Raw genomic sequence first — 17,669 nt, forward strand, 5'->3', positions numbered from 1 at the left:
GCGCCCCTGGCCCCCCGCCGGCCCCGCGGGGGTCTCCCCGTTTGCCTCCCCCCGGGGGGGGCCCCGGCCCCCCCGGGGGGGGGGGGGGGCGGGGGGGGCCCCGCCCGGCGGCCCCCCCCCGCGGCCGCACCGGTCACCGCCGCCGGCTCAGTACGCGGCGAGCCGCGCCCGCGCCTCCTCGACCGCGGGCGGGAGGGGGCGGCGGGCGCGGGCGACGGACGGCAGGGCGCGGACCGCGGCGGCCAGACCGGCGCGGCCGTCCCTGCTGGTGAGCGCGGACGCGGCGGCGCGGGCGACGGACGGGAGCGGGTGGCGCAGCCACGCGGTGAGCAGCCGGTTGCGGACCTCCCGGCGCCGCCGCCCGGCCGGGTCACGGCCCGACCTGGACGGATGGTGGTGGACGACGAGCTCCGGCACGTAGGCGAGGCCCCATCCGGCGGCGGCGAGGTCGAGCGCGAGCAGCTCCTCCTCGCCCGCGAAGTGCAGGACGCCGGAGAAGCCTCCGGCGGCGAGGAACGCGTCCCGGCGCACGACGGCCGAGCAGGCGAGGAAGCCGAGGACGGCCGGCCCCGGAGACCCTTCGGGCCGGCCGAGCGGCGCGGCCGCCATCTGCGCCGACACCGGCTCCAGCCGCTCCTCCCCGCCGACGAGGACGCGTGCGGCGAGCAGCGCCGTGCGCGGGTGGGCGTCGAGGATCTCCACCGCCCGCTCCAGCGCGCCGGGCGCCCACCAGGAGTCGTCGTCGGCGAACGCGATGTACCGGGTGGCGGCGCGCTCGGCGCCGGCGTTGCGGGCGGAGGCGCCGAGGTTGCGGGGCAGCCGCAGGACGGTGGCCCCGGCCGCCTCGGCGACGGCGGCGGTGCCGTCGGCGGAGGCGTTGTCGGCCACGATGACCGGCGCCTCGTGGCGGCGGAGGCTGCGGCGCAGCTCCGGGGCGCGGTCGCGGGTCGCCACCACGACCGTCACGTCGGGGGTCGCGTCGGGCATCGGTTCCTCAGCTCACGTAGCGGCGGGCCGTCGATTCCCGCTGGGCCGTCTCCAGGGTGCGCAGCCGCTCCTCGACGTCCGGCGGCAGCGGGCGGCGCTCCCGCGCCACCCAGGCGAGCCCGGCGGCGGCCTCGGCCAGCGCGCCCGCGGTGACGCGGTCGCGCGGCAGCGTGCGCAGCAGCCCGGCGGTGCGGCGGACCGCGGCCGGCAGCGGGCGGCGCAGCCAGGTGAACCACAGCGTGTTGCGTATGCCGTGCCTGCGCCGCAGGTGCGGGTCGCGGAGGCGGGACGGCTCGTGGTGGACCACGGCGTCCTCGGCGTAGCAGAGGTGCCAGCCGAGCGCCATGCATGAACCCGCGGGTACCCGGCTTCCCGCCCGCTATGTGCACGTAGCCCGCGCGACCTGCTGGTTCCTCCAGCGGCGACTTTCCGGACTTGAGCGTTTAGGTCCACCGCTATCGGCAATGCCGAATCACCTACAGGGGATTCGCTCCCGGCGAGAACGCCAGAGCCGATGTCTAAGACGACGTCATCGGCACGCCATCGAACGCTGCGCCGAAACGGGGCCGACATGCGCGTGCTCGGAATCAACGCCGTCTTCCACGACCCGGCCGCCGCGCTCGTCGCGGAGGGAAGGGTCGTCGCGGCCGCGGAGGAGGAACGCTTCAGCCGCCGCAAGCACGGGAAGCGGCCGGTCGCGTTCTCCGGATGGGAACTGCCGGAGCGGGCCGCCCGCTGGTGCCTGGAGGAGGCCGGGCTGGAGCCCGGCGACCTCGACGCCGTCGCCTACTCCTACGACCCGTCGCTCGTCGAGCCCGGGCTCGGCGGGCACGACGGCGAGTGGGAGCGGCTGCGCACCCTGTACGCGCGGCGCGCACCGAACTTCCTAGCGACGGCGCTGCCCGGCCTCGACCCGGGCATCGTCCGGTTCGTCCCGCACCACGTGGCGCACGCCGCGTCCGCCGCGCTCGCGGCGCCCGCACCCGGCGACGGGGACGTGCTGGTCCTGGACGGCCGCGGCGAGTCCCACTCGCACCTGGCGGGGACGTACGAGGACGGCGTGCTGACGCCGCTGCGCGCCCAGCGCCTCCCGCACTCGCTCGGCCTCATGTACGAGGAGCTTACCGAGCACCTCGGATTCCTGCGCTCCAGCGACGAGTACAAGGTCATGGCGCTCGCGTCCTACGGGGAGCCGCGCTTCCTGGACGAGCTGCGCGAGCACGTCCGCGCGACGGGCGACGGCGGGTTCGCGGTCGCCGGCATCGACTGGGGCTCGCTCGCCAAGGCCCGCGGGCCGGACGGCGAGTGGACCCGCGACCACGCCGACCTCGCCGCCAGCGTCCAGGCCCGCCTCGAAGAGGTGCTGCTGGACCTGGCGGCCTGGCTGCACGGCGAGACCGGCTCCCGCCGGCTGATGCTCGCCGGCGGCGTCGCGCTCAACTGCGTCGCCAACTCCCGGCTGGCCGAGGACGGGCCCTACGACGACATCTGGGTGCAGCCCGCGGCGGGCGACGCCGGCACCGCGCTCGGCGCCGCGCTCCACGTCGCCCGGGACGGCGGCGACCCGCTCACCGGCATGCCCGGCGCGGACCTCGGCCGCCGGTGGGACGACCGGGAGATCGCCGCGCGGCTCGACACCGCCGAGATCCCCTACGAGCGGCCCGGCGACCTCGCCGCCGCCGTCGCCGAGGCGCTCGCCCGCAACGAGATCGTGGCGTGGTTCCAGGGCCGCTCGGAGTTCGGGCCGCGCGCGCTCGGACACCGCTCCCTGCTCGCCCACCCCGGCCACGCCGGCAACGTGGAGCGGCTCAACGACGTCAAGGGCCGCGAGCAGTTCCGGCCGATCGCGCCGATGGTGGCGCTGGAGCGCGCCGCCGAGATCTTCGAGGGCCCGCTCCCGAGCCCGTACATGCTGTTCGTCCACCGCGTCCGGCCGGAGTGGCGCGCGCGGATCCCGGCCGTCGTGCACGTGGACGGCACCGCCCGCGTCCAGACGGTGTCGGCGGACGACGAGCCGCTCGCGGCGCGCCTGCTGGCGGAGTTCCGCCGCCGGACCGGGCTGCCCGTCATCGTCAACACCAGCCTGAACACCGCCGGCCGCCCGATGGCCGACGACCCGCGCGACGCCCTGGAGTGCTTCGGCTCCGCGCCGGTCGACCTGCTCGCCATCGGGCCGTACGTGGTCCGCCGCCGGGAGGTGCACGGTTGAACGGCTGCACCGTCGTCATCCCCACCGCCGGCCGGGAGAGCCTGCGCGTCACGCTGCACGCGCTGCTCACCGCGATCGACCGCGCCCCCGGCTCCGCGCCGCGCGAGATCATCGTCGTGGACGACCGCCCCGCGCCCGGCGCGCCGCTGCCGCTGCCGCCCTCGGCCGGGCCGGAGATCCGCGTGATCAGGTCCGGGGGCCGCGGGCCCGCCGCCGCGCGCAACGCCGGCTGGCGCGCCGCCGCGACCGAGTGGGTGGCGTTCCTGGACGACGACGTCGTACCCGAGCCCGGCTGGCCCGCCCGGCTCGCCGCCGACCTGGCGGGCCTGCCGCCCTCGGTCGCCGGGTCGCAGGGCCGCGTCACCGTCCCGCTGCCGGCCGGCCGGCCGCCGACGGACTGGGAGCGCAGCACCGCCGGGCTCGCGAGCGCGGACTGGATCACCGCCGACATGGCCTACCGGCGCGGCGTCCTCGCCGAGCTGGGCGGCTTCGACGAGCGGTTCCGCCGCGCCTACCGCGAGGACGCCGACCTGGCGCTGCGGGTGCTGAACGCCGGGCACGGCCTCGTCCTCGGCGACCGGCGCATCACGCACCCCGTCCGGCCCGCCGGGTTCTGGACGTCGGTGCGGGCGCAGGCCGGCAACGCCGACGACGTCCTCATGCGGCATGTGCACGGGGCGTCCTGGCGGGCCCGCGCCGGCGAGGGCCGCGGCCTGCTCGGCCGGCACGCGCTCACGACCGCGGCGGGGCTCCTCGCGCTCGCGGCCGCGCCGAAGAGCCGCGCCGCCGCCGCGGCCGCGGGCGGCGCGTGGGCCGCGCTCACCGCGCGGTTCGCCTACGAGCGCATCCGGCCGGGCCCGGGGACGCCGGGCGAGGTGACCGCGATGCTGGTCACCAGCGCCGCCATCCCGCCCGCCGCGGTCTGGCACCGGCTCCGCGGCCTCGCCGCCCACCGGCGGGCGCGATGCCGGGGCGGGCCGCGCGCCGTGCTGTTCGACCGGGACGACACCCTGATCAGGGACGTCCCCTACAACGGGGACCCGGCGCGGGTCGAGCCGATGCCGGGCGCGCGCCGCGCCCTGGACCGGCTGCGCCGGCACGGCGTCCGGATCGGCGTCGTGTCCAACCAGTCCGGCGTCGCCAAGGGCCTCATCGCCGCCGGGGACGTGCGGCGCGTCAACGCCCGCGTCGAGGAGCTGCTCGGCCGGATCGACGTGTGGGAGTTCTGCCCGCACGACGACGGCGACGGCTGCGCGTGCCGCAAGCCGGAGCCCGGCATGATCGAGCGGGCCGCCGAGCGGCTCGGGGTGCCGCCCGCCGACTGCGCCGTCATCGGCGACGCCGGCGGCGACATCGAGGCCGCGGCGGCGGCCGGCGCGCGCGGCATCCTCGTGCCGACCGGGCGGACCCGGCCGGCGGAGATCGCGCGGGCGCCGGAGACGGCGCCGACGCTGGACGCCGCCGTCGATCTGGTCCTCGGCGGAAGGCGGCGGCCATGAGAGTGCTCGTCGCACGCCAGGACAACATCGGCGACGTGCTGCTCGCCGGCCCCGCCGTGCGGGCGGTCGCCGCCCGCGCCGACGAGGTCGTGCTGCTGTGCGGGCCGCGCGGCCGCGCCGCCGCCGACATGCTGCCCGGCGTGGACCGCGTCGTCGAGTGGTGCGCCCCCTGGATCGACCCCGACCACGTGCCCGTCGAGAAGGCCGCGGTCGACCGGATCGTCCGGGAGCTGCGCGGCTTCGACCGCGCGCTGATCCTCACCTCGTTCCACCAGTCGCCGCTGCCGCTCGCGCTGCTGCTCCGGCTCGCCGGGACGCCGTGGATCGGCGGCATCTGCGAGGACTACCCCGGATCGCTGCTCGACCTGCGGCATCCCGACACCGACGTCCCCGAGCCGCTGCGGATGCTCGCCCTGGCGGAGGACGCCGGGTTCCCCTCCCCCGCCGACACGCGGCTGCGGGTCCGGGAACCGCTGCCCGACACCGACCACCTCACCGGCGGGCCCGCCTACGTGGTGGTGCACCCGGGGACGTCCGTGCCCGCGCGCGCCTGGCCGCCGGAGCGCTGCGCGGAGGCCGTCCGGCTGCTGCGGGCGGCCGGGCACCGGGTGGTCGTCACCGGCCACGGCGACGAGAAGGAGCTGACCGCGTTCGTCGCCGGCGAGGACGGCCTCGACCTCGGCGGGCGCACGTCCCTGCCGGAGCTGGCGTCGGTGCTGGCGGGAGCGTCCGCGGTCGTCGCCGGCAACACCGGCCCCGCGCACCTCGCGGCGGCGGTGGGCACGCCGGTCGTGTCGCTGTTCGCGCCGACCGTGCCCGCCGCCCGGTGGGCGCCGTTCGGGGTGCCGCTGGCGCTGCTCGGCGACCAGCAGGCGCCGTGCAAGGACAGCCGCGCCCGCGAATGCCCGGTCGACGGGCACCCGTGCCTGGCGTCCGTCAGCGCCGACGAGGTCGCCGCGGCCGTGGAGATCCTGGCGTCGGTGGAGGAGGTCCCCACCCGATGAGAGTCCTGATGTGGCACGTGCACGGCTCGTGGGCGACGTCGTTCGTCCACGGCGCGCAGACCACGCTCGTCCCCGTCGTCCCCGGCCGCGGACCGGACGGCAGGGGGCGGCCCGACACCTTCACCTGGCCCGACCGGGCGGTCGAGGTGCCGCCCGAGCGGCTCCGCCACGAGGACGTGGACGTCGTCGTCCTGCAGCGCCCCCGCGAGCTGCGGCTGGCCGAGGAATGGCTCGGGCGGCGGCCCGGACGCGACGTCCCCGCCGTCTACGTCGAGCACGACACGCCGCGCCGGACCCCGTCCGACGCGGGGCTCCCGGAGGAGGTCGTGCCCGACAGCCGGCACTTCCTGCACGACCGCTCCGACATCCCGGTCGTGCACGTCACCCACTTCAACGGGCTGTTCTGGAACTGCGGCCGCGCGCCGACCACCGTCATCGAGCACGGCGTCGCCGACCCCGGCTACCGGTACACCGCCGAGATGCCCCGCGCCGGCGTCGTCGTCAACGACCCGCTGCGCCGCGGCCGCGTCGCCGGCACCGACCTGCTCGCCGAGCTGGCGGCGGCCGTCCCCCTCGACCTGTTCGGCATGAACGTCGCCGGCGCGCCCGAACGCCTCGGCATTCCCCCCGAGTCCCTCTGGACCTTCGAGGACCTGCCGCAGGCGAGGATGCACGAGGAGCTCGCCCGCCGCCGCGTCTACGTCCACCCCTACCGGTGGACCTCGCTCGGCCTCGCGCTGATCGAGGCCATGATGCTCGGCCTGCCGGTGGTGGCGCTCGCCACCACCGAGGCGGTCGAGGCGGTGCCGCCCGAGGCGGGGGTGCTGTCCACGCGCGTCGCCGCGCTGGCCGGCGCCGCGCGCACCCTGGCCGCCGACCCGCTGCGCGCGCGCCAGATGGGCAAGGAGGCGCGTGCCCACGCCGTCGACCGGTACGGCCTGGCGCGCTTCCTGCGCGACTGGCGGCGAACTCTCCAGGAGGTAACGCGATGAGAATTGCCATGATCTCCGAGCACGCCAGCCCCCTCGCCGCCAAGGCGGGCCCCGCGGAGAAGGGCCTGGGCGGGGCGGACGGCGGCGGGCAGAACGTGTTCGTCGCGGAACTGGCCGCCGAGCTCGGCCGCCGGGGCGACTACGTCACCGTCTACACGCGGCGGGACGCCCCCGCCCTGCCCGGCCGGGTGCGGCTCGCGCCCGGCGTGACCGTCGAGCACGTCCCGGCGGGCCCGCCCGAGCACATCGCCAAGGACGCCCTGCTGCCCTGGATGCACGACTTCGGGACGTACCTGGAGCGGCGCTGGGCCGCCGACCCGCCCGACGTCGCGCACGCCCACTTCTGGATGAGCGGCCTCGCCGCGATCCAGGCCGCGCAGCCCGCCGGGGCGCGGCGCGTGCCGGTCGTGCAGACCTACCACGCGCTCGGCACCGTCAAGCGCCGCCACCAGGGCGCCAAGGACACCAGCCCCGCCTCGCGGGTCCGGCTGGAGCGCGCGATCGGGCGCGGCGCCGACGCCGTCATCGCCACCTGCTCCGACGAGGTCGCCGAGCTCGCCGCGATGGGCGTCCCCGGCGACCGCGTCCGGGTGGTGCCGTGCGGGGTCGACCTGGGCCTGTTCACCCCGGACGGCCGCGCCGCCGGCCGCGGGGACGGCGGCCCGCACCGCATCGTGGCGCTGTCCCGGCTCGTCGAGCGCAAGGGCGTCGACACCGCCATCCGCGCGCTCGCGCACCTGCCGGGCGCCGAACTGGCCGTCGCCGGCGGGCCGCCGCGCGGCGCCCTGGACGCCGACCCCGAGGTGCGCAGGCTCCGCCGGGTCGCGCGGGACGCCGGCGTCGCCGGGCGCGTGGAGTTCCTCGGCCGGGTCGGCCGCGCCGAGGTGCCGCCGCTGCTGCGCTCGGCGAGCGTCGTCGTCACGCTCCCCTGGTACGAGCCGTTCGGCATGGTTCCGCTCGAGGCCATGGCCTGCGGCGTGCCCGTGGTGGCGAGCGCCGTCGGCGGGCACCTCGACACCGTCCTGGACGGCGTCACCGGCGCGCTCGTCCCGCCGCGCGACCCCGAGGCCGCGGCCGGCGCGATCCGGGCGCTGCTCGCCGACCCGGCGAAGCGGGCCGCGATGGGGCGGGCGGCGGGCGACCGGGCCCGCGAACGCTACTCGTGGGCGCGGGTCGCCGCCGCCACCGCCGAGGTCTACCGGCACGCCGCCGCGCTGGGCGAGGTGGCCGCATGACCGCGCAGACCGGCGTCGGCACCCGGACCTCCACCGTCCACGACGCGCGGCTGGAGGCGCTCGCCGAGGCGGCGCTCCGGTTCCGCGACCAGATCCCCACCGTCGAGACCTGGGGCCGCCGCCTCGCCCGCGTGCTGCGCGGCGGGGGCCGGCTGCTCGTCTGCGGCAACGGCGGCAGCGCCGCCGAGGCCCAGCACCTGACCGCCGAGCTCGTCGGCCGGTTCGAGAGCGAGCGGTGCCCGCTGTCGGCGATCCCGCTGCACGGCGACACCTCTTCGGTCACCGCGATCGGCAACGACTACGGCCCGGTCGACGTCTTCGAGCGGCAGGTGCAGGCGCACGGCCGCCCCGGCGACGTGCTGGTGTGCCTGTCGACCAGCGGCCGCAGCCCCAATGTGGTCGCGGCGGCGCACCGCGCCCGGCGGCTCGGGCTCTCGGCCTGGGCGGTCACCGGGCCGGGCCCGAACCCGCTCGCGGCGGCGTGCGACGACGCGATCACCGTGGACGCCGTGTCCGCCTCGACCGTCCAGGAGATCCACCTCGCCGCGATCCACCTGCTGTGCGGGGTGGTCGACGAAGCGCTGGGAGCGTCATGACCGCGCCGCTCGTCGTGGTCGGCGACGTCCTGCTCGACATCGACATCGTCGGCACCAGCAGCCGGCTGTGCCCGGACGCGCCCGTCCCCGTCGTGGAGCAGGCCGAGGAGCGGCCCCGCCCCGGCGGCGCGGGCCTCGCGGCGCTGCTCGCGGCGGCCGCCGGACGCGAGGTCGTGCTGGTCACCGCGCTCGCCGACGACGAGCCGGGCCGGCGGCTGCGCGCGATGCTGGAGAAGCACCTGGAGGTCGCCGCGTTCCACCTGCACGGCCGCACTCCCTGCAAGCTGCGCATCCGCTCCGGAGGACAGTCGGTGGCGCGCCTGGACGCCGGGGAAGGGCAGGCCCTCGACGGGCCCGTCGGTCCGCGCGTCACCGACGCGATCGCCGGGGCCGGCGCCGTTCTGGTCTCCGACTACGGCCGCGGCGTCGCCCGGCACCGCGCCGTCCGGTCCCTGCTCGGGGAGCTGCCCGCGAGCGCGCCCGTCGTGTGGGACCCGCATCCGCGCGGTGAGCCGCCCGTCCCCGGGGTCCGGCTGCTCACCCCGAACGAGCAGGAGGCCGCCCGGCTCGCCGCCGCCGGCGGCGCCGACATCAGCGGGTTCGGGCTGTCGGCCGCCGGGCGGCGCGGCCGGCACCTCGGCCGCGCCTGGGGCATCGACGGCGTCGCGGTCACGCTCGGGGCGGAGGGCGCTCTGCTGTGCGACGGGTCCGGCGCGCCGTTCCTCGCGCCCGCCGAGCCGGCCCGGGGCGACTCGTGCGGCGCCGGCGACGGCTTCGCCGCCGCGGCGGCCGGCGCGCTCGCCGACGGCGCGGCGCTGACCGCGGCCGTCACCGAGGGCGTCCGCCGGGCGTCGGAGTTCGTCCGCGCCGGGGCCGCCGCCGCGCTGTCGGCGCAGCTCGCCGAGACGGGCTCCGCCCGGCTCGTGCCCGAGCGCGGCGAGGACGCCTGGGACGTCGCCGAGCGGACCCGGCGCGCGGGCGGCACGGTGGTGGCGACCGGCGGCTGCTTCGACCTGCTGCACGCCGGGCACGTCAGCCTGCTGCAGCAGGCGCGGCGGCTCGGCGACTGCCTGATCGTGTGCGTCAACTCCGACGCGTCCATCCGGCGGCGCAAGGGGCCGGGCCGCCCGGTGACGCCCGCCGCCGACCGCGTCCGGGTGCTGGAGGCGCTCAGCGACGTCGACGCCGCGGTGGTGTTCGACGACGACACCCCGGAGCCGCTGCTGGAGCGGCTGCGCCCGGACGTGTGGGTGAAGGGCGCCGACTACGCCGGGGCCGAGCTGCCCGAGGCCGGGACGGTCCGGGCGCACGGCGGCGAGATCGTCCTGCTGCCCCTGCTGGAAGGGCGCTCCACCACGCGCCTGCTCTCGACCACGCAGACCACGAAGGGAAGTGCGTCATGAACGTCCTCATCACCGGCGGCGCCTCAGGGCTCGGCGCGGCCGTCGCGCGCAGGGTCGCCGCCGACGGCGGCCGGCCCCTCATCCTGGACCGGCACCCGCCGAAGGACGACTTCGAGCACATGCAGGCCGACCTCGCCGACCGGCGGTGCGCCGAACGCGCCGTGCACGGCCTGGCGCGCGCCGCCGGCGGGCTGAACGCCGTCGTCACCGCCGCCGGCATCGACGCCTGCGGGACGCTCTGCGACGTCCCCGCCGAGGACTGGGAGCGGGTCGTGCAGGTGAACCTGCTCGGCACCGCCGCCGTCGTCCGCGCCGCGCTCCCCTACCTGGAGAACGAGCCGCACGGGCGGGTCGTGACCGTCGCGTCCACGCTGGGGTTCCGTGCGCTGAGCGACGCGACCGCGTACTGCGCGTCCAAGTTCGGGGTCGTCGGGTTCACCCGCGCGCTCGCCGCCGAGATGGCGGGGCGGGTCGGCGTCACGATGATCGTGCCGGGCGGGATGGACACCGCGTTCTTCGACGACCGCCCCGACCGGTACAAGCCCGAGGCGGACGCCAAGCTGAACCGGCCCGAGGACGTCGCGGCGACCGTCGCGTTCGCGCTCGCGCAGCCGGCCGGCTGCGAGGTGCGGGAACTCGTCGTCTGCCCCTCCGCAGAGCCGTCGTGGCCGTGACCGCCCCCGGCGGTCCGGCACGTCGCGTCCTGGTGCTGCGGGCGCTGGGGCTCGGGGACCTGCTGACCGCCGTCCCGGCGCTGCGGGCGCTGCGGCGCGGCATGCCGGGCGCGCGGATCGCGCTGGCCGCGCCGGCGGTGCTGGAGCCGCTGGCCCGCGCGACCGGCGCGGTCGACGAGGTCCTCCCGGCGGCCGGCCTGGACGCTCCGCCGCCGGCCGCCGGGACGGTGGACGCGGCCGTCAACCTGCACGGCTCCGGGCCGCGGAGCCACCGGCTCCTGGCGGCCCTGGCGCCGCGCCGGCTGCTGGCGTTCGCCTGCCCCGACGCGCCGCACTCCGGCGGGCCGCAGTGGGACCCCGGCGAGCACGAGGTGGCGCGCTGGTGCCGCCTCACCGGCTTCTACGGGTTCGCCGCCGACCCCGCCGAGCTGGACCTGCCGGCCCCGGCGGCCGCGTCGCCCGCGCCGGGCGCCGCGGTCGTCCACCCGGGGGCGGCGTTCCCGGCGCGCCGCTGGCCCGCCGAGCGGTTCGCGGCGGTCGCGGCGGCGCTGCGGGACCGCGGCGAGCGCGTCGTCGTCACCGGCGGGCCCGGCGAGACGCCCCTCGCCCGCCGCGTCGTGGAGCTCGCCGGGCTGGACCCGGCCGCCGACCTCTCCGGCCGCACTCCCCTGCCCGAGCTGGCCGCGCTCGTCGCGGCGGCCCGGCTGGTGGTGTGCGGCGACACCGGCGTCGCCCACCTCGCGACCGCCTTCCGCACACCGTCGGTGCTGCTGTTCGGCCCGACGCCGCCCGGCCGGTGGGGACCGCCCGACCGCGCCGAGCACCGCGTCCTGTGGGCGGGCCGCCGCGGCGACCCGCACGGGCGCGAGCCCTGCCCCGGCCTGCTGGAGATCTCCGCGGACCAGGCCGTCGAGGCCGCCGGGGCGGTGCTCACCCATGAGAACCGATGAGGGGGAGAGATGAGACATCCACGCGCCGTCGTCACCGGAGGATCCGGATTCCTCGGCTCGCACCTGTGCGAGGCGCTCCTCGCCCGGGGGATCTCGGTGGTGTGCCTGGACAACCTGCTCACCGGGACGTCCCGCAACATCGCGCACCTCACGGGCCGGCGGGACTTCAAGTTCGTGAAGCGCGACCTCACCGAGCCGGTGCACGTCCCCGGCGACGTCGGCTACGTCTTCCACCTCGCCTCGGCCGCGTCCCCGGCCGACTACCTGCGGTTCCCGATCCAGACGCTGGAGGTCGGCAGCCAGGGCACCCGCAACGCGCTGGACCTCGCCGAGGCCAAGGGCGCCCGGTTCGTCCTCGCCTCCACCTCCGAGGTGTACGGGGATCCGCTGGTGCACCCGCAGCCGGAGTCGTACTGGGGCAACGTGAACCCGGTCGGGCCGCGCAGCGTGTACGACGAGGCCAAGCGGTTCGGTGAGGCGCTCACGTCGGCGTTCCGGCACGCCCGCGGCCTCGACGCCGCGATCGTGCGGATCTTCAACACCTACGGGCCGCGGATGCGCCCCGACGACGGGCGCGCCGTCCCGACGTTCGTGCGGCAGGCGCTGACCGGCGAGGACCTCACGGTCACCGGGGACGGCTCGCAGACCCGCTCGATCTGCCACGTGGACGACACCGTCCGCGGCATCCTCGCCCTCGCCCTGTCCGCCCATCCGGGCCCGGTCAACATCGGCAGCCCGTACGAGATGTCCATGGGCGACCTCGCCCGGCTGATCATCGATCTCACCGGCTCCAGGTCGGGTATCCGGTTCATCGGCCGCCCCGAGGACGACCCGAGGGTCCGGCGCCCCGACACCGCCCTGGCCGAGGGGGCGCTGGGCTGGCGCCCCCGCGTCACGGTCGAGCAGGGCCTGCGCGGCACCATCGAGTGGTTCGGCAGGGAGCTGCTCGTCGCCCGCCCCGCCTGACCCGCGCGCGCCCGCGCCCCGGCGGCCGCGATGCGCCTCATCGCGGCCGTTTCGCGCGCCCGGGGCCGGCGCTCAGCCGGTGTGGCCGGCCGACACCAGCTCCCGGAGGTCGCCGGGGAGGCTGCCGCGCACCTTGTCCAGGATCCCGCCCTCGGTCGCCTCGTCGGTCACCTCCAGCACGACGCGCGCCAGGTACGCCGAGCGGGGCTCGTCGGTCCCGGACCGGTTCGCGACGCGCTCGATGAAGGCGTGCCGGTCGAACCGCTCGCCGGTCCCCGCGCCGCCGTAGACCTCGGTCCGGCGCAGATGCTCGCCGATCTCGTGCGGCAGTTGCGCCGCGAGGTTGTCGGCGAGGCCCTCGGGGATCCGCTCGCCGAGGGTCTCCAGGACCGCCCGGGTCGCGCGCTCCGCCTCGCCGTGGCCGGAGAGGTGCGCGCGGTTCTGGACCTGTCCGATGAACTCTTCGTGCCGCATGGCGGACGCTCCTTCCTGCATATGAAATGCAGAAAATGCCCGTTATGTACGCTCCGTAACGCGTGCGGCATGGCGTGCGCCGTCAGCGCGCGCCGAGCACGTCCAGCAGTTCGCCGATCACGGCGCCGTCCGCCGCCGCCGCAGGCGCCCGCGCGGCCCCCTCGGGCGACAGCGCCCACTCCCACCACCGGTCGAGCTCCGCCGGGTCCAGCAGCGGCTCACCCCGACGCGGCTCCGGCACGGTCACGACGGCGGGCCACGACCACGCGCGCGCCTGCGCCGCCACCTTCGCGCCGCCGCCGACCGGGTCCACGGCCAGCGCGGGGACGCCGTTCTTCAGCGCCAGCACGAGGCCGTGCAGCCGGGTCGTCACCACCAGGTCGAGCCGGCGCAGCGCCGACTCCAGCTCGGCCGCCGTCCCGAACAGGCGCCAGTCGCGCGGATCGAGCCGCGTGTCCAGGGGCAGCCGCGCGCACTCGCGCGCCGCGAGCCAGTCCGTCAGCTCGCGCTGGATCCGGTCGTGCAGCCGCCGCCCGCCGTACTCCGGCTGGCCGGGCGCGAGGACGACCCCGACGACGGGCACGGACGGGGTCGCGGGCAGCGCCGCCAGATCGCGCCGCGGCGCCTCCGCCGGCGCGTCGCGGGCGAGGACGGCGTCGAACCCGGCCACCGCCGGGTCGTCCGGGTCGATGACCGAAACGCCCACGGCGACGCGGGTGCAGCGCGCGTACCGGCGGTGCAGCTCCTCGATCTGCGGCCCGTGCAGCGGACCGCACGCGAACACCAGGTGCGTGTAGGACGCGGGGTCGGCGCGGTCGAGCTCCAGCCCGCCCGGCCGGAAGACGGGGCTCCACGCGAGGTCGCATTCGACGCCCGCCTCGGCCAGCCCGCGCCGGACGGCCTCCATGGCCAGGACGTCGCCCGCCGTGGCCTCACCGTGGAGGAAGCTGGGCCACCCGGCCACCAGGACACGCATCCGCCGACCTCCCCGCGCCATGTAGCGATCGGCCCGTGGCGTGGGTGCTACCCACGGCCGCCCGTCCCATGTCCCGGCCGGCCCCGGTTCCGCCGGCGCCCCCGGAATGCCGCGCCCAGCAGGGCGCCCTGCCTCCCAGGCGACACTTCAGACACCTTCCGGTTTACGGACACGGCCTTATGGGCAGAGTCATCTCGCGGCCCACTCGCGAGCTCGGAGCCAAGTGCCCCGAACTGCGAGCCTGGGCCGCGCCACATATCAGCGGCCGGGCAGGTCACCCCTGCAGCGCCTGGGCGACGACCATGCCGCAGTAGGCGGCCCCCAGCCCCGCGGCGATGCTCGCCGCCGCGTTCAGCGCCGCGTACGAGCGCGCCCCGGTCTCGGCCAGCCGCAGCGTCTCGTAGCCGAACGTCGAGTACGTGCTCAGGGCGCCGCAGAAGCCCGTCCCGGCGAAGGCCATCACGCCGCCGTCCGCCGGCAGCGCCGCCACGAGCCCCAGCACGAACGACCCCGCGACGTTGACCGTGAACGTCCCCCATGGGAACACCGAGTCGTGCCTGGCCTGGACCGCGCGGTCGGCGAGGTAGCGCAGCGGTGCGCCCAGCGCGGCGCCCAGCGCGACGAGCAGGACCGTCACCCGCCCGCCTCCGCGCCCCGGCGGCGGACCAGCGCCCTGGTCATCCGCACCCCGGCGAGGGCGGAGGCGAGCGCGGCGGCCAGTGTCAGCACCAGGTACGCGAGCCCGATCCGCGGCGCGCCGTGCTCGACCGCCTTCTGGACGTCGACGGCGTAGGTCGAGAACGTGGTGAAGCCGCCGAGCACGCCCACCCCGAGGAAGGGGCGCAGCAGCCGGTGCGCCCGCCGCGGCCCGGTGATCAGCACCATGAGCACGCCGATCAGCAGGCAGCCCGTGACGTTGACCCAGAACACCGGCCAGGGGAACTCTCCCGGGCGGTACGGGAAGGCGGTGCTCAGCCCGTACCGCGCGAGCGCCCCGAGCACGCCGCCGGCGGAGATCGCGCCCAGCGTCTCCCACGGCGCCCGGCGCAGCTCGGCGCGCTGCGCCGGGACGTGCAGATCGACGTCGGGGTCCACGGGAGGGCCGGGCGGGGGCATGGGCGTGTGCATGGCGATCTCCTACCAGTCGCGGCGGCGTTCCGGTAGGGACCGTTGGCGGTCGTCTCCGCGGTTCGCCCGTGCCGGGCGCGGCGGGCCCCACCGCCGCATCCCCCGTGTGCCGGGGTCTGCGCGCGAGTCTACCGGGCGGTCAGGGGCGGGAGTGATCGGCCGGGCCGGGCCGGCCGCCGGCCGGGACCCCGCGCGACTCGACGAACGTCTTGAACCGCCGCAGGTCGCCCCGCACGCGGTGCGTCAGCGCGCCGAGCCGGTCCCCGGCCTTGTCGGCGAAGCCCTCCGGGTCGATCTCCAGCTGCACGGTGACGCGGGTCGTGGTGTCGTCCAGGCGGTGGAACGTGACGACTCCGGCGTGGGTCGGGCCGTTCAGCGACTTCCACGCGACGCGCTCGTCGGGCCGCCGCTCGGTGATGCGGGCGTCGAACTCGCGGGTGACGCCGGCGATGCGCGTCCTCCAGTGCAGGGTCGTGTCGTCGACTCGGCGGACCTCCTCGACGCCGTCCATGAACCGCGGGAACGCCTCGAACCGCGTCCACTGGTCGTAGGCGCGGCGGATCGGGACGGCGACGTTGACCGATTCGGTGATCGTGCTCACGGCTCCACCTCCTGCCTCACCGCCCGGTTACCCGCCTGACGTGCGGCTATCCGCCCGATCACGGCGGCACCGTGTGATCGCCCTCCTGCCGGGTAGGGGGAGCGCACCGAGCGACCGCCCCCTGCCCTCGCCGGCCGCGTCCGCAAAGGAGAGCACTCGCATGACGTCGGCGCAGAACACCCGGTTCAATGACGGCCAGACCGAGATCCTGCTCGCGGAGATGAACCGGCTGCCGGACGGCGACCCCCGCAGGGAGCGGCTCCGGGCGCGGATCGTCGACATGCACGCCCCGCTCGTCCGCGGGGTCGCGCGCCGGTACGCCAACCGCGGCGAGCCCCTGGACGATCTCCAGCAGGTCGCCTACCTGGGGCTGGTGAAGGCCATCAACCGGTTCGACCCGGGCATCGGCGACCGCTTCGTCACCTACGCCTACCCCGTGGTGACCGGGGAGGTGAAGCGGCACTTCCGCGACAAGACGTGGGGCATCCGGGTGTCGCGCCGCATCCAGGAGCTGCGGCCGATCCTGCAGCGCACCGTGCAGGAGTTCACCCGCGAGCACGGCCGCGCCCCCACGACCGCGGAGATCTCCTCCCTCATGGACATCACCGAGGACGAGACCGTCGAGGTGATCATCGCCTGCGACGCGTACCGGCCGCTGTCGCTGGAGGCGCCCGCGGACGGGTCGCCGGGCGGCGAGAACGGCACGGTGGGCGAGTACCTCGGCTCCGACGACCCGGCCCTGGACGCCTTCATCGACGGCCACTCCCTGGGCCCGCTGATCGACGACCTGCCCGAGCGGGAGCGCACGATCCTGCTGCTGCGGTTCTTCGGCAACAAGACGCAGACGCAGATCGCCGAGCAGATCGGGCTGTCGCAGATGCACGTCTCGCGGCTGCTCCGCGCCACCCTCAACCGGCTCCGCATGGGGCTGCTGGCGGAAGGGTGACCGCACGCCCCGGCCCGCGTCCGGCGCGCCGCGGCGTCCGGCGCCGGGCACGGCTCCGGCGTCACGGCCGGGGCAGCGCGCACGCCCCGCCGAGCACGACCTCGCCGCCCTCGCCGAGGCACCGGGCGAGAATGTACGTCTGCTGCCCGTAGCGGGCGCCCCGGCGGACGGTGACCTCGCCGTCGCGGCCGACCTCGCAGGGGTTGTCGAGCGTGCAGCGCCCGCCGTCGTCGTTGCCGGTGTTGTTGACGCCGACGACGCGCCGCGTCCGCGCGTCGACGACGGGTGAGCCGGACGTGCCGTGGACCGTGCCGCACTGGGGCGTGTACCGGATGGAGTCCCGCCACGTCCAGCCTGCCTCGCGCAGCCGGTACACCGTGGCGTCGATCCGGCAGGCGTAGATCTTGCGCCAGTAGCCCGACACGACCCGGATCTCCGTGCCGTCGCGCGGCGCGTCCGCGGACAGCGGCAGCGCGGTGGCGCCGTACCGGCGGCGGATCTCGGCGTAGCTGGCGTCCAGCCGGTAGACGGTCACGTCGGTGTCGGTCATCGTCGCGTACTCGACCCTGGCCGCCCGGAGGGGTCCGAGTTCGCCGCGGCCCGACCGGTCGAGGAGCCGGAACGTCCTCGACGACGGCCGGTCCACGATGACCTCGCCGGCCTCCGGCATCCCCGACTCCAGGCAGTGGCCGTTGGTCAGGACCAGAGCCGCGTCGGCGTCGCGCGAGCGCGGGCCGCGCACGAGCGCCCCGGAGCAGTTGCCGAGCGCGACGATCCCGTCGAAGTCGACCTCCGCCCCGGCGCCGTGCGGCGCCTTCGCCGGGGCCTCGCGCGGGACGGGGGCGGCCTGGCCGCCGCTCGCGGTGAGGGTCCCGGCGGGCGCGGGGGGGGGGGCCCGCCCCGCGCGGGGTGACTCCCGCCCGCGGGCGCCCCTCCACCCCGGCGCGGGGGGGGGGGCGCCCCCCCCCGCCCCCCGGCCGGGGGGCCGCCCCCCCGGCGTCACACCTCCAGGTTCTCCTCGATGTCGCG

Annotated in this window: 19 protein-coding genes; 11 read left to right on the plus strand and 8 right to left on the minus strand. The window is 77.1% G+C overall.

Annotated elements, in window-relative coordinates:
- Positions 1–147: 147 nt before the first annotated feature.
- Both ABTW95_RS34645 and ABTW95_RS34650 read right to left on the minus strand, forming a co-directional pair.
- Positions 148–987: a glycosyltransferase family 2 protein gene (locus ABTW95_RS34645; RefSeq protein ID WP_500228517.1), complete on the minus strand. Its 840-nt coding sequence runs from the start codon at positions 985–987 to the stop codon at positions 148–150.
- A 7-nt stretch (positions 988–994) separates the two neighbouring features.
- A complete protein-coding gene (locus tag ABTW95_RS34650; protein ID WP_500228518.1) occupies positions 995–1,333 on the minus strand; it encodes a glycosyltransferase family 2 protein in 339 nt (112 codons plus the stop codon).
- Positions 1,334–1,558: 225 nt separating this feature from the next.
- Here ABTW95_RS34650 and ABTW95_RS34655 point away from each other — a divergent pair, with 225 nt between their 5' ends.
- From ABTW95_RS34655 to ABTW95_RS34700, 10 genes are read left to right on the plus strand one after another with little or no spacing between them, the layout of a single operon-like run.
- Entirely contained in the window at positions 1,559–3,196 is a 1,638-nt protein-coding gene (locus ABTW95_RS34655; RefSeq protein ID WP_500228519.1) for a carbamoyltransferase family protein, read from the plus strand.
- The gene (locus ABTW95_RS34660) at positions 3,193–4,695 is read left to right on the plus strand and encodes an HAD-IIIA family hydrolase (protein ID WP_500228520.1); all 1,503 of its coding nucleotides are present in this window, start codon (positions 3,193–3,195) and stop codon (positions 4,693–4,695) included. The genes ABTW95_RS34655 and ABTW95_RS34660 overlap by 4 nt, the downstream gene beginning before the upstream one ends.
- A complete protein-coding gene (locus ABTW95_RS34665) occupies positions 4,692–5,699 on the plus strand; it encodes a glycosyltransferase family 9 protein (RefSeq protein WP_500228521.1) in 1,008 nt (335 codons plus the stop codon). The genes ABTW95_RS34660 and ABTW95_RS34665 overlap by 4 nt, the downstream gene beginning before the upstream one ends.
- Positions 5,696–6,691 carry a glycosyltransferase gene (locus ABTW95_RS34670; protein ID WP_500228522.1) on the plus strand — a complete coding sequence of 332 codons (996 nt, stop codon included), beginning with the start codon at positions 5,696–5,698 and terminating at the stop codon, positions 6,689–6,691. The genes ABTW95_RS34665 and ABTW95_RS34670 overlap by 4 nt, the downstream gene beginning before the upstream one ends.
- Positions 6,688–7,926 (plus strand): glycosyltransferase, encoded by a 1,239-nt coding sequence (locus tag ABTW95_RS34675; protein WP_396454402.1) that lies wholly within the window; start codon positions 6,688–6,690, stop codon positions 7,924–7,926. Before ABTW95_RS34670 ends, ABTW95_RS34675 begins: the two co-directional genes overlap by 4 nt.
- Entirely contained in the window at positions 7,923–8,522 is a 600-nt protein-coding gene (locus tag ABTW95_RS34680; protein ID WP_500228523.1) for a D-sedoheptulose-7-phosphate isomerase, read from the plus strand. Before ABTW95_RS34675 ends, ABTW95_RS34680 begins: the two co-directional genes overlap by 4 nt.
- Entirely contained in the window at positions 8,519–9,925 is a 1,407-nt protein-coding gene (gene rfaE2, locus ABTW95_RS34685; protein ID WP_500228524.1) for a D-glycero-beta-D-manno-heptose 1-phosphate adenylyltransferase, read from the plus strand. The genes ABTW95_RS34680 and rfaE2 overlap by 4 nt, the downstream gene beginning before the upstream one ends.
- A complete protein-coding gene (locus ABTW95_RS34690; RefSeq protein WP_500228525.1) occupies positions 9,922–10,599 on the plus strand; it encodes an SDR family oxidoreductase in 678 nt (225 codons plus the stop codon). The genes rfaE2 and ABTW95_RS34690 overlap by 4 nt, the downstream gene beginning before the upstream one ends.
- A complete protein-coding gene (locus ABTW95_RS34695) occupies positions 10,590–11,549 on the plus strand; it encodes a glycosyltransferase family 9 protein (protein WP_500228526.1) in 960 nt (319 codons plus the stop codon). The genes ABTW95_RS34690 and ABTW95_RS34695 overlap by 10 nt, the downstream gene beginning before the upstream one ends.
- A 9-nt stretch (positions 11,550–11,558) precedes the next feature.
- Positions 11,559–12,515 carry an NAD-dependent epimerase/dehydratase family protein gene (locus tag ABTW95_RS34700; protein WP_396452776.1) on the plus strand — a complete coding sequence of 319 codons (957 nt, stop codon included), beginning with the start codon at positions 11,559–11,561 and terminating at the stop codon, positions 12,513–12,515.
- Between the two features lie 72 nt (positions 12,516–12,587).
- On the opposite strand, the gene ABTW95_RS34705 is transcribed toward ABTW95_RS34700, so the two are convergent.
- The 5 genes from ABTW95_RS34705 to ABTW95_RS34725 all read right to left on the minus strand — a co-directional run bounded on the left by ABTW95_RS34705 (position 12,588) and on the right by ABTW95_RS34725 (position 15,694).
- The gene (locus tag ABTW95_RS34705) at positions 12,588–12,989 is read right to left on the minus strand and encodes a DUF2267 domain-containing protein (RefSeq protein ID WP_500228527.1); all 402 of its coding nucleotides are present in this window, start codon (positions 12,987–12,989) and stop codon (positions 12,588–12,590) included.
- An 82-nt stretch (positions 12,990–13,071) separates the two neighbouring features.
- A complete protein-coding gene (locus tag ABTW95_RS34710) occupies positions 13,072–13,965 on the minus strand; it encodes a polysaccharide pyruvyl transferase family protein (protein ID WP_396452780.1) in 894 nt (297 codons plus the stop codon).
- A gap of 274 nt (positions 13,966–14,239) precedes the next feature.
- A complete protein-coding gene (locus ABTW95_RS34715) occupies positions 14,240–14,602 on the minus strand; it encodes a fluoride efflux transporter FluC (RefSeq protein ID WP_500228528.1) in 363 nt (120 codons plus the stop codon).
- Positions 14,599–15,093 (minus strand): fluoride efflux transporter FluC, encoded by a 495-nt coding sequence (locus tag ABTW95_RS34720; RefSeq protein WP_500228529.1) that lies wholly within the window; start codon positions 15,091–15,093, stop codon positions 14,599–14,601. Before ABTW95_RS34720 ends, ABTW95_RS34715 begins: the two co-directional genes overlap by 4 nt.
- Before the next feature lie 139 nt (positions 15,094–15,232).
- Entirely contained in the window at positions 15,233–15,694 is a 462-nt protein-coding gene (locus ABTW95_RS34725; RefSeq protein ID WP_500228530.1) for an SRPBCC family protein, read from the minus strand.
- 160 nt (positions 15,695–15,854) lie between these two features.
- Here ABTW95_RS34725 and ABTW95_RS34730 point away from each other — a divergent pair, with 160 nt between their 5' ends.
- Positions 15,855–16,640: a SigB/SigF/SigG family RNA polymerase sigma factor gene (locus tag ABTW95_RS34730; protein WP_500228531.1), complete on the plus strand. Its 786-nt coding sequence runs from the start codon at positions 15,855–15,857 to the stop codon at positions 16,638–16,640.
- Positions 16,641–16,701: 61 nt separating this feature from the next.
- Here ABTW95_RS34730 and ABTW95_RS34735 read toward each other — a convergent pair whose 3' ends face one another.
- Positions 16,702–17,382 (minus strand): S1 family peptidase, encoded by a 681-nt coding sequence (locus ABTW95_RS34735; protein WP_500228532.1) that lies wholly within the window; start codon positions 17,380–17,382, stop codon positions 16,702–16,704.
- Between the last annotated feature and the right edge of the window lie 287 nt (positions 17,383–17,669).

Origin of the sequence: Spirillospora sp. NPDC127506, from assembly GCF_040302145.1 — a bacterium.
In the GTDB taxonomy this organism is placed as follows: domain Bacteria; phylum Actinomycetota; class Actinomycetes; order Streptosporangiales; family Streptosporangiaceae; genus Spirillospora.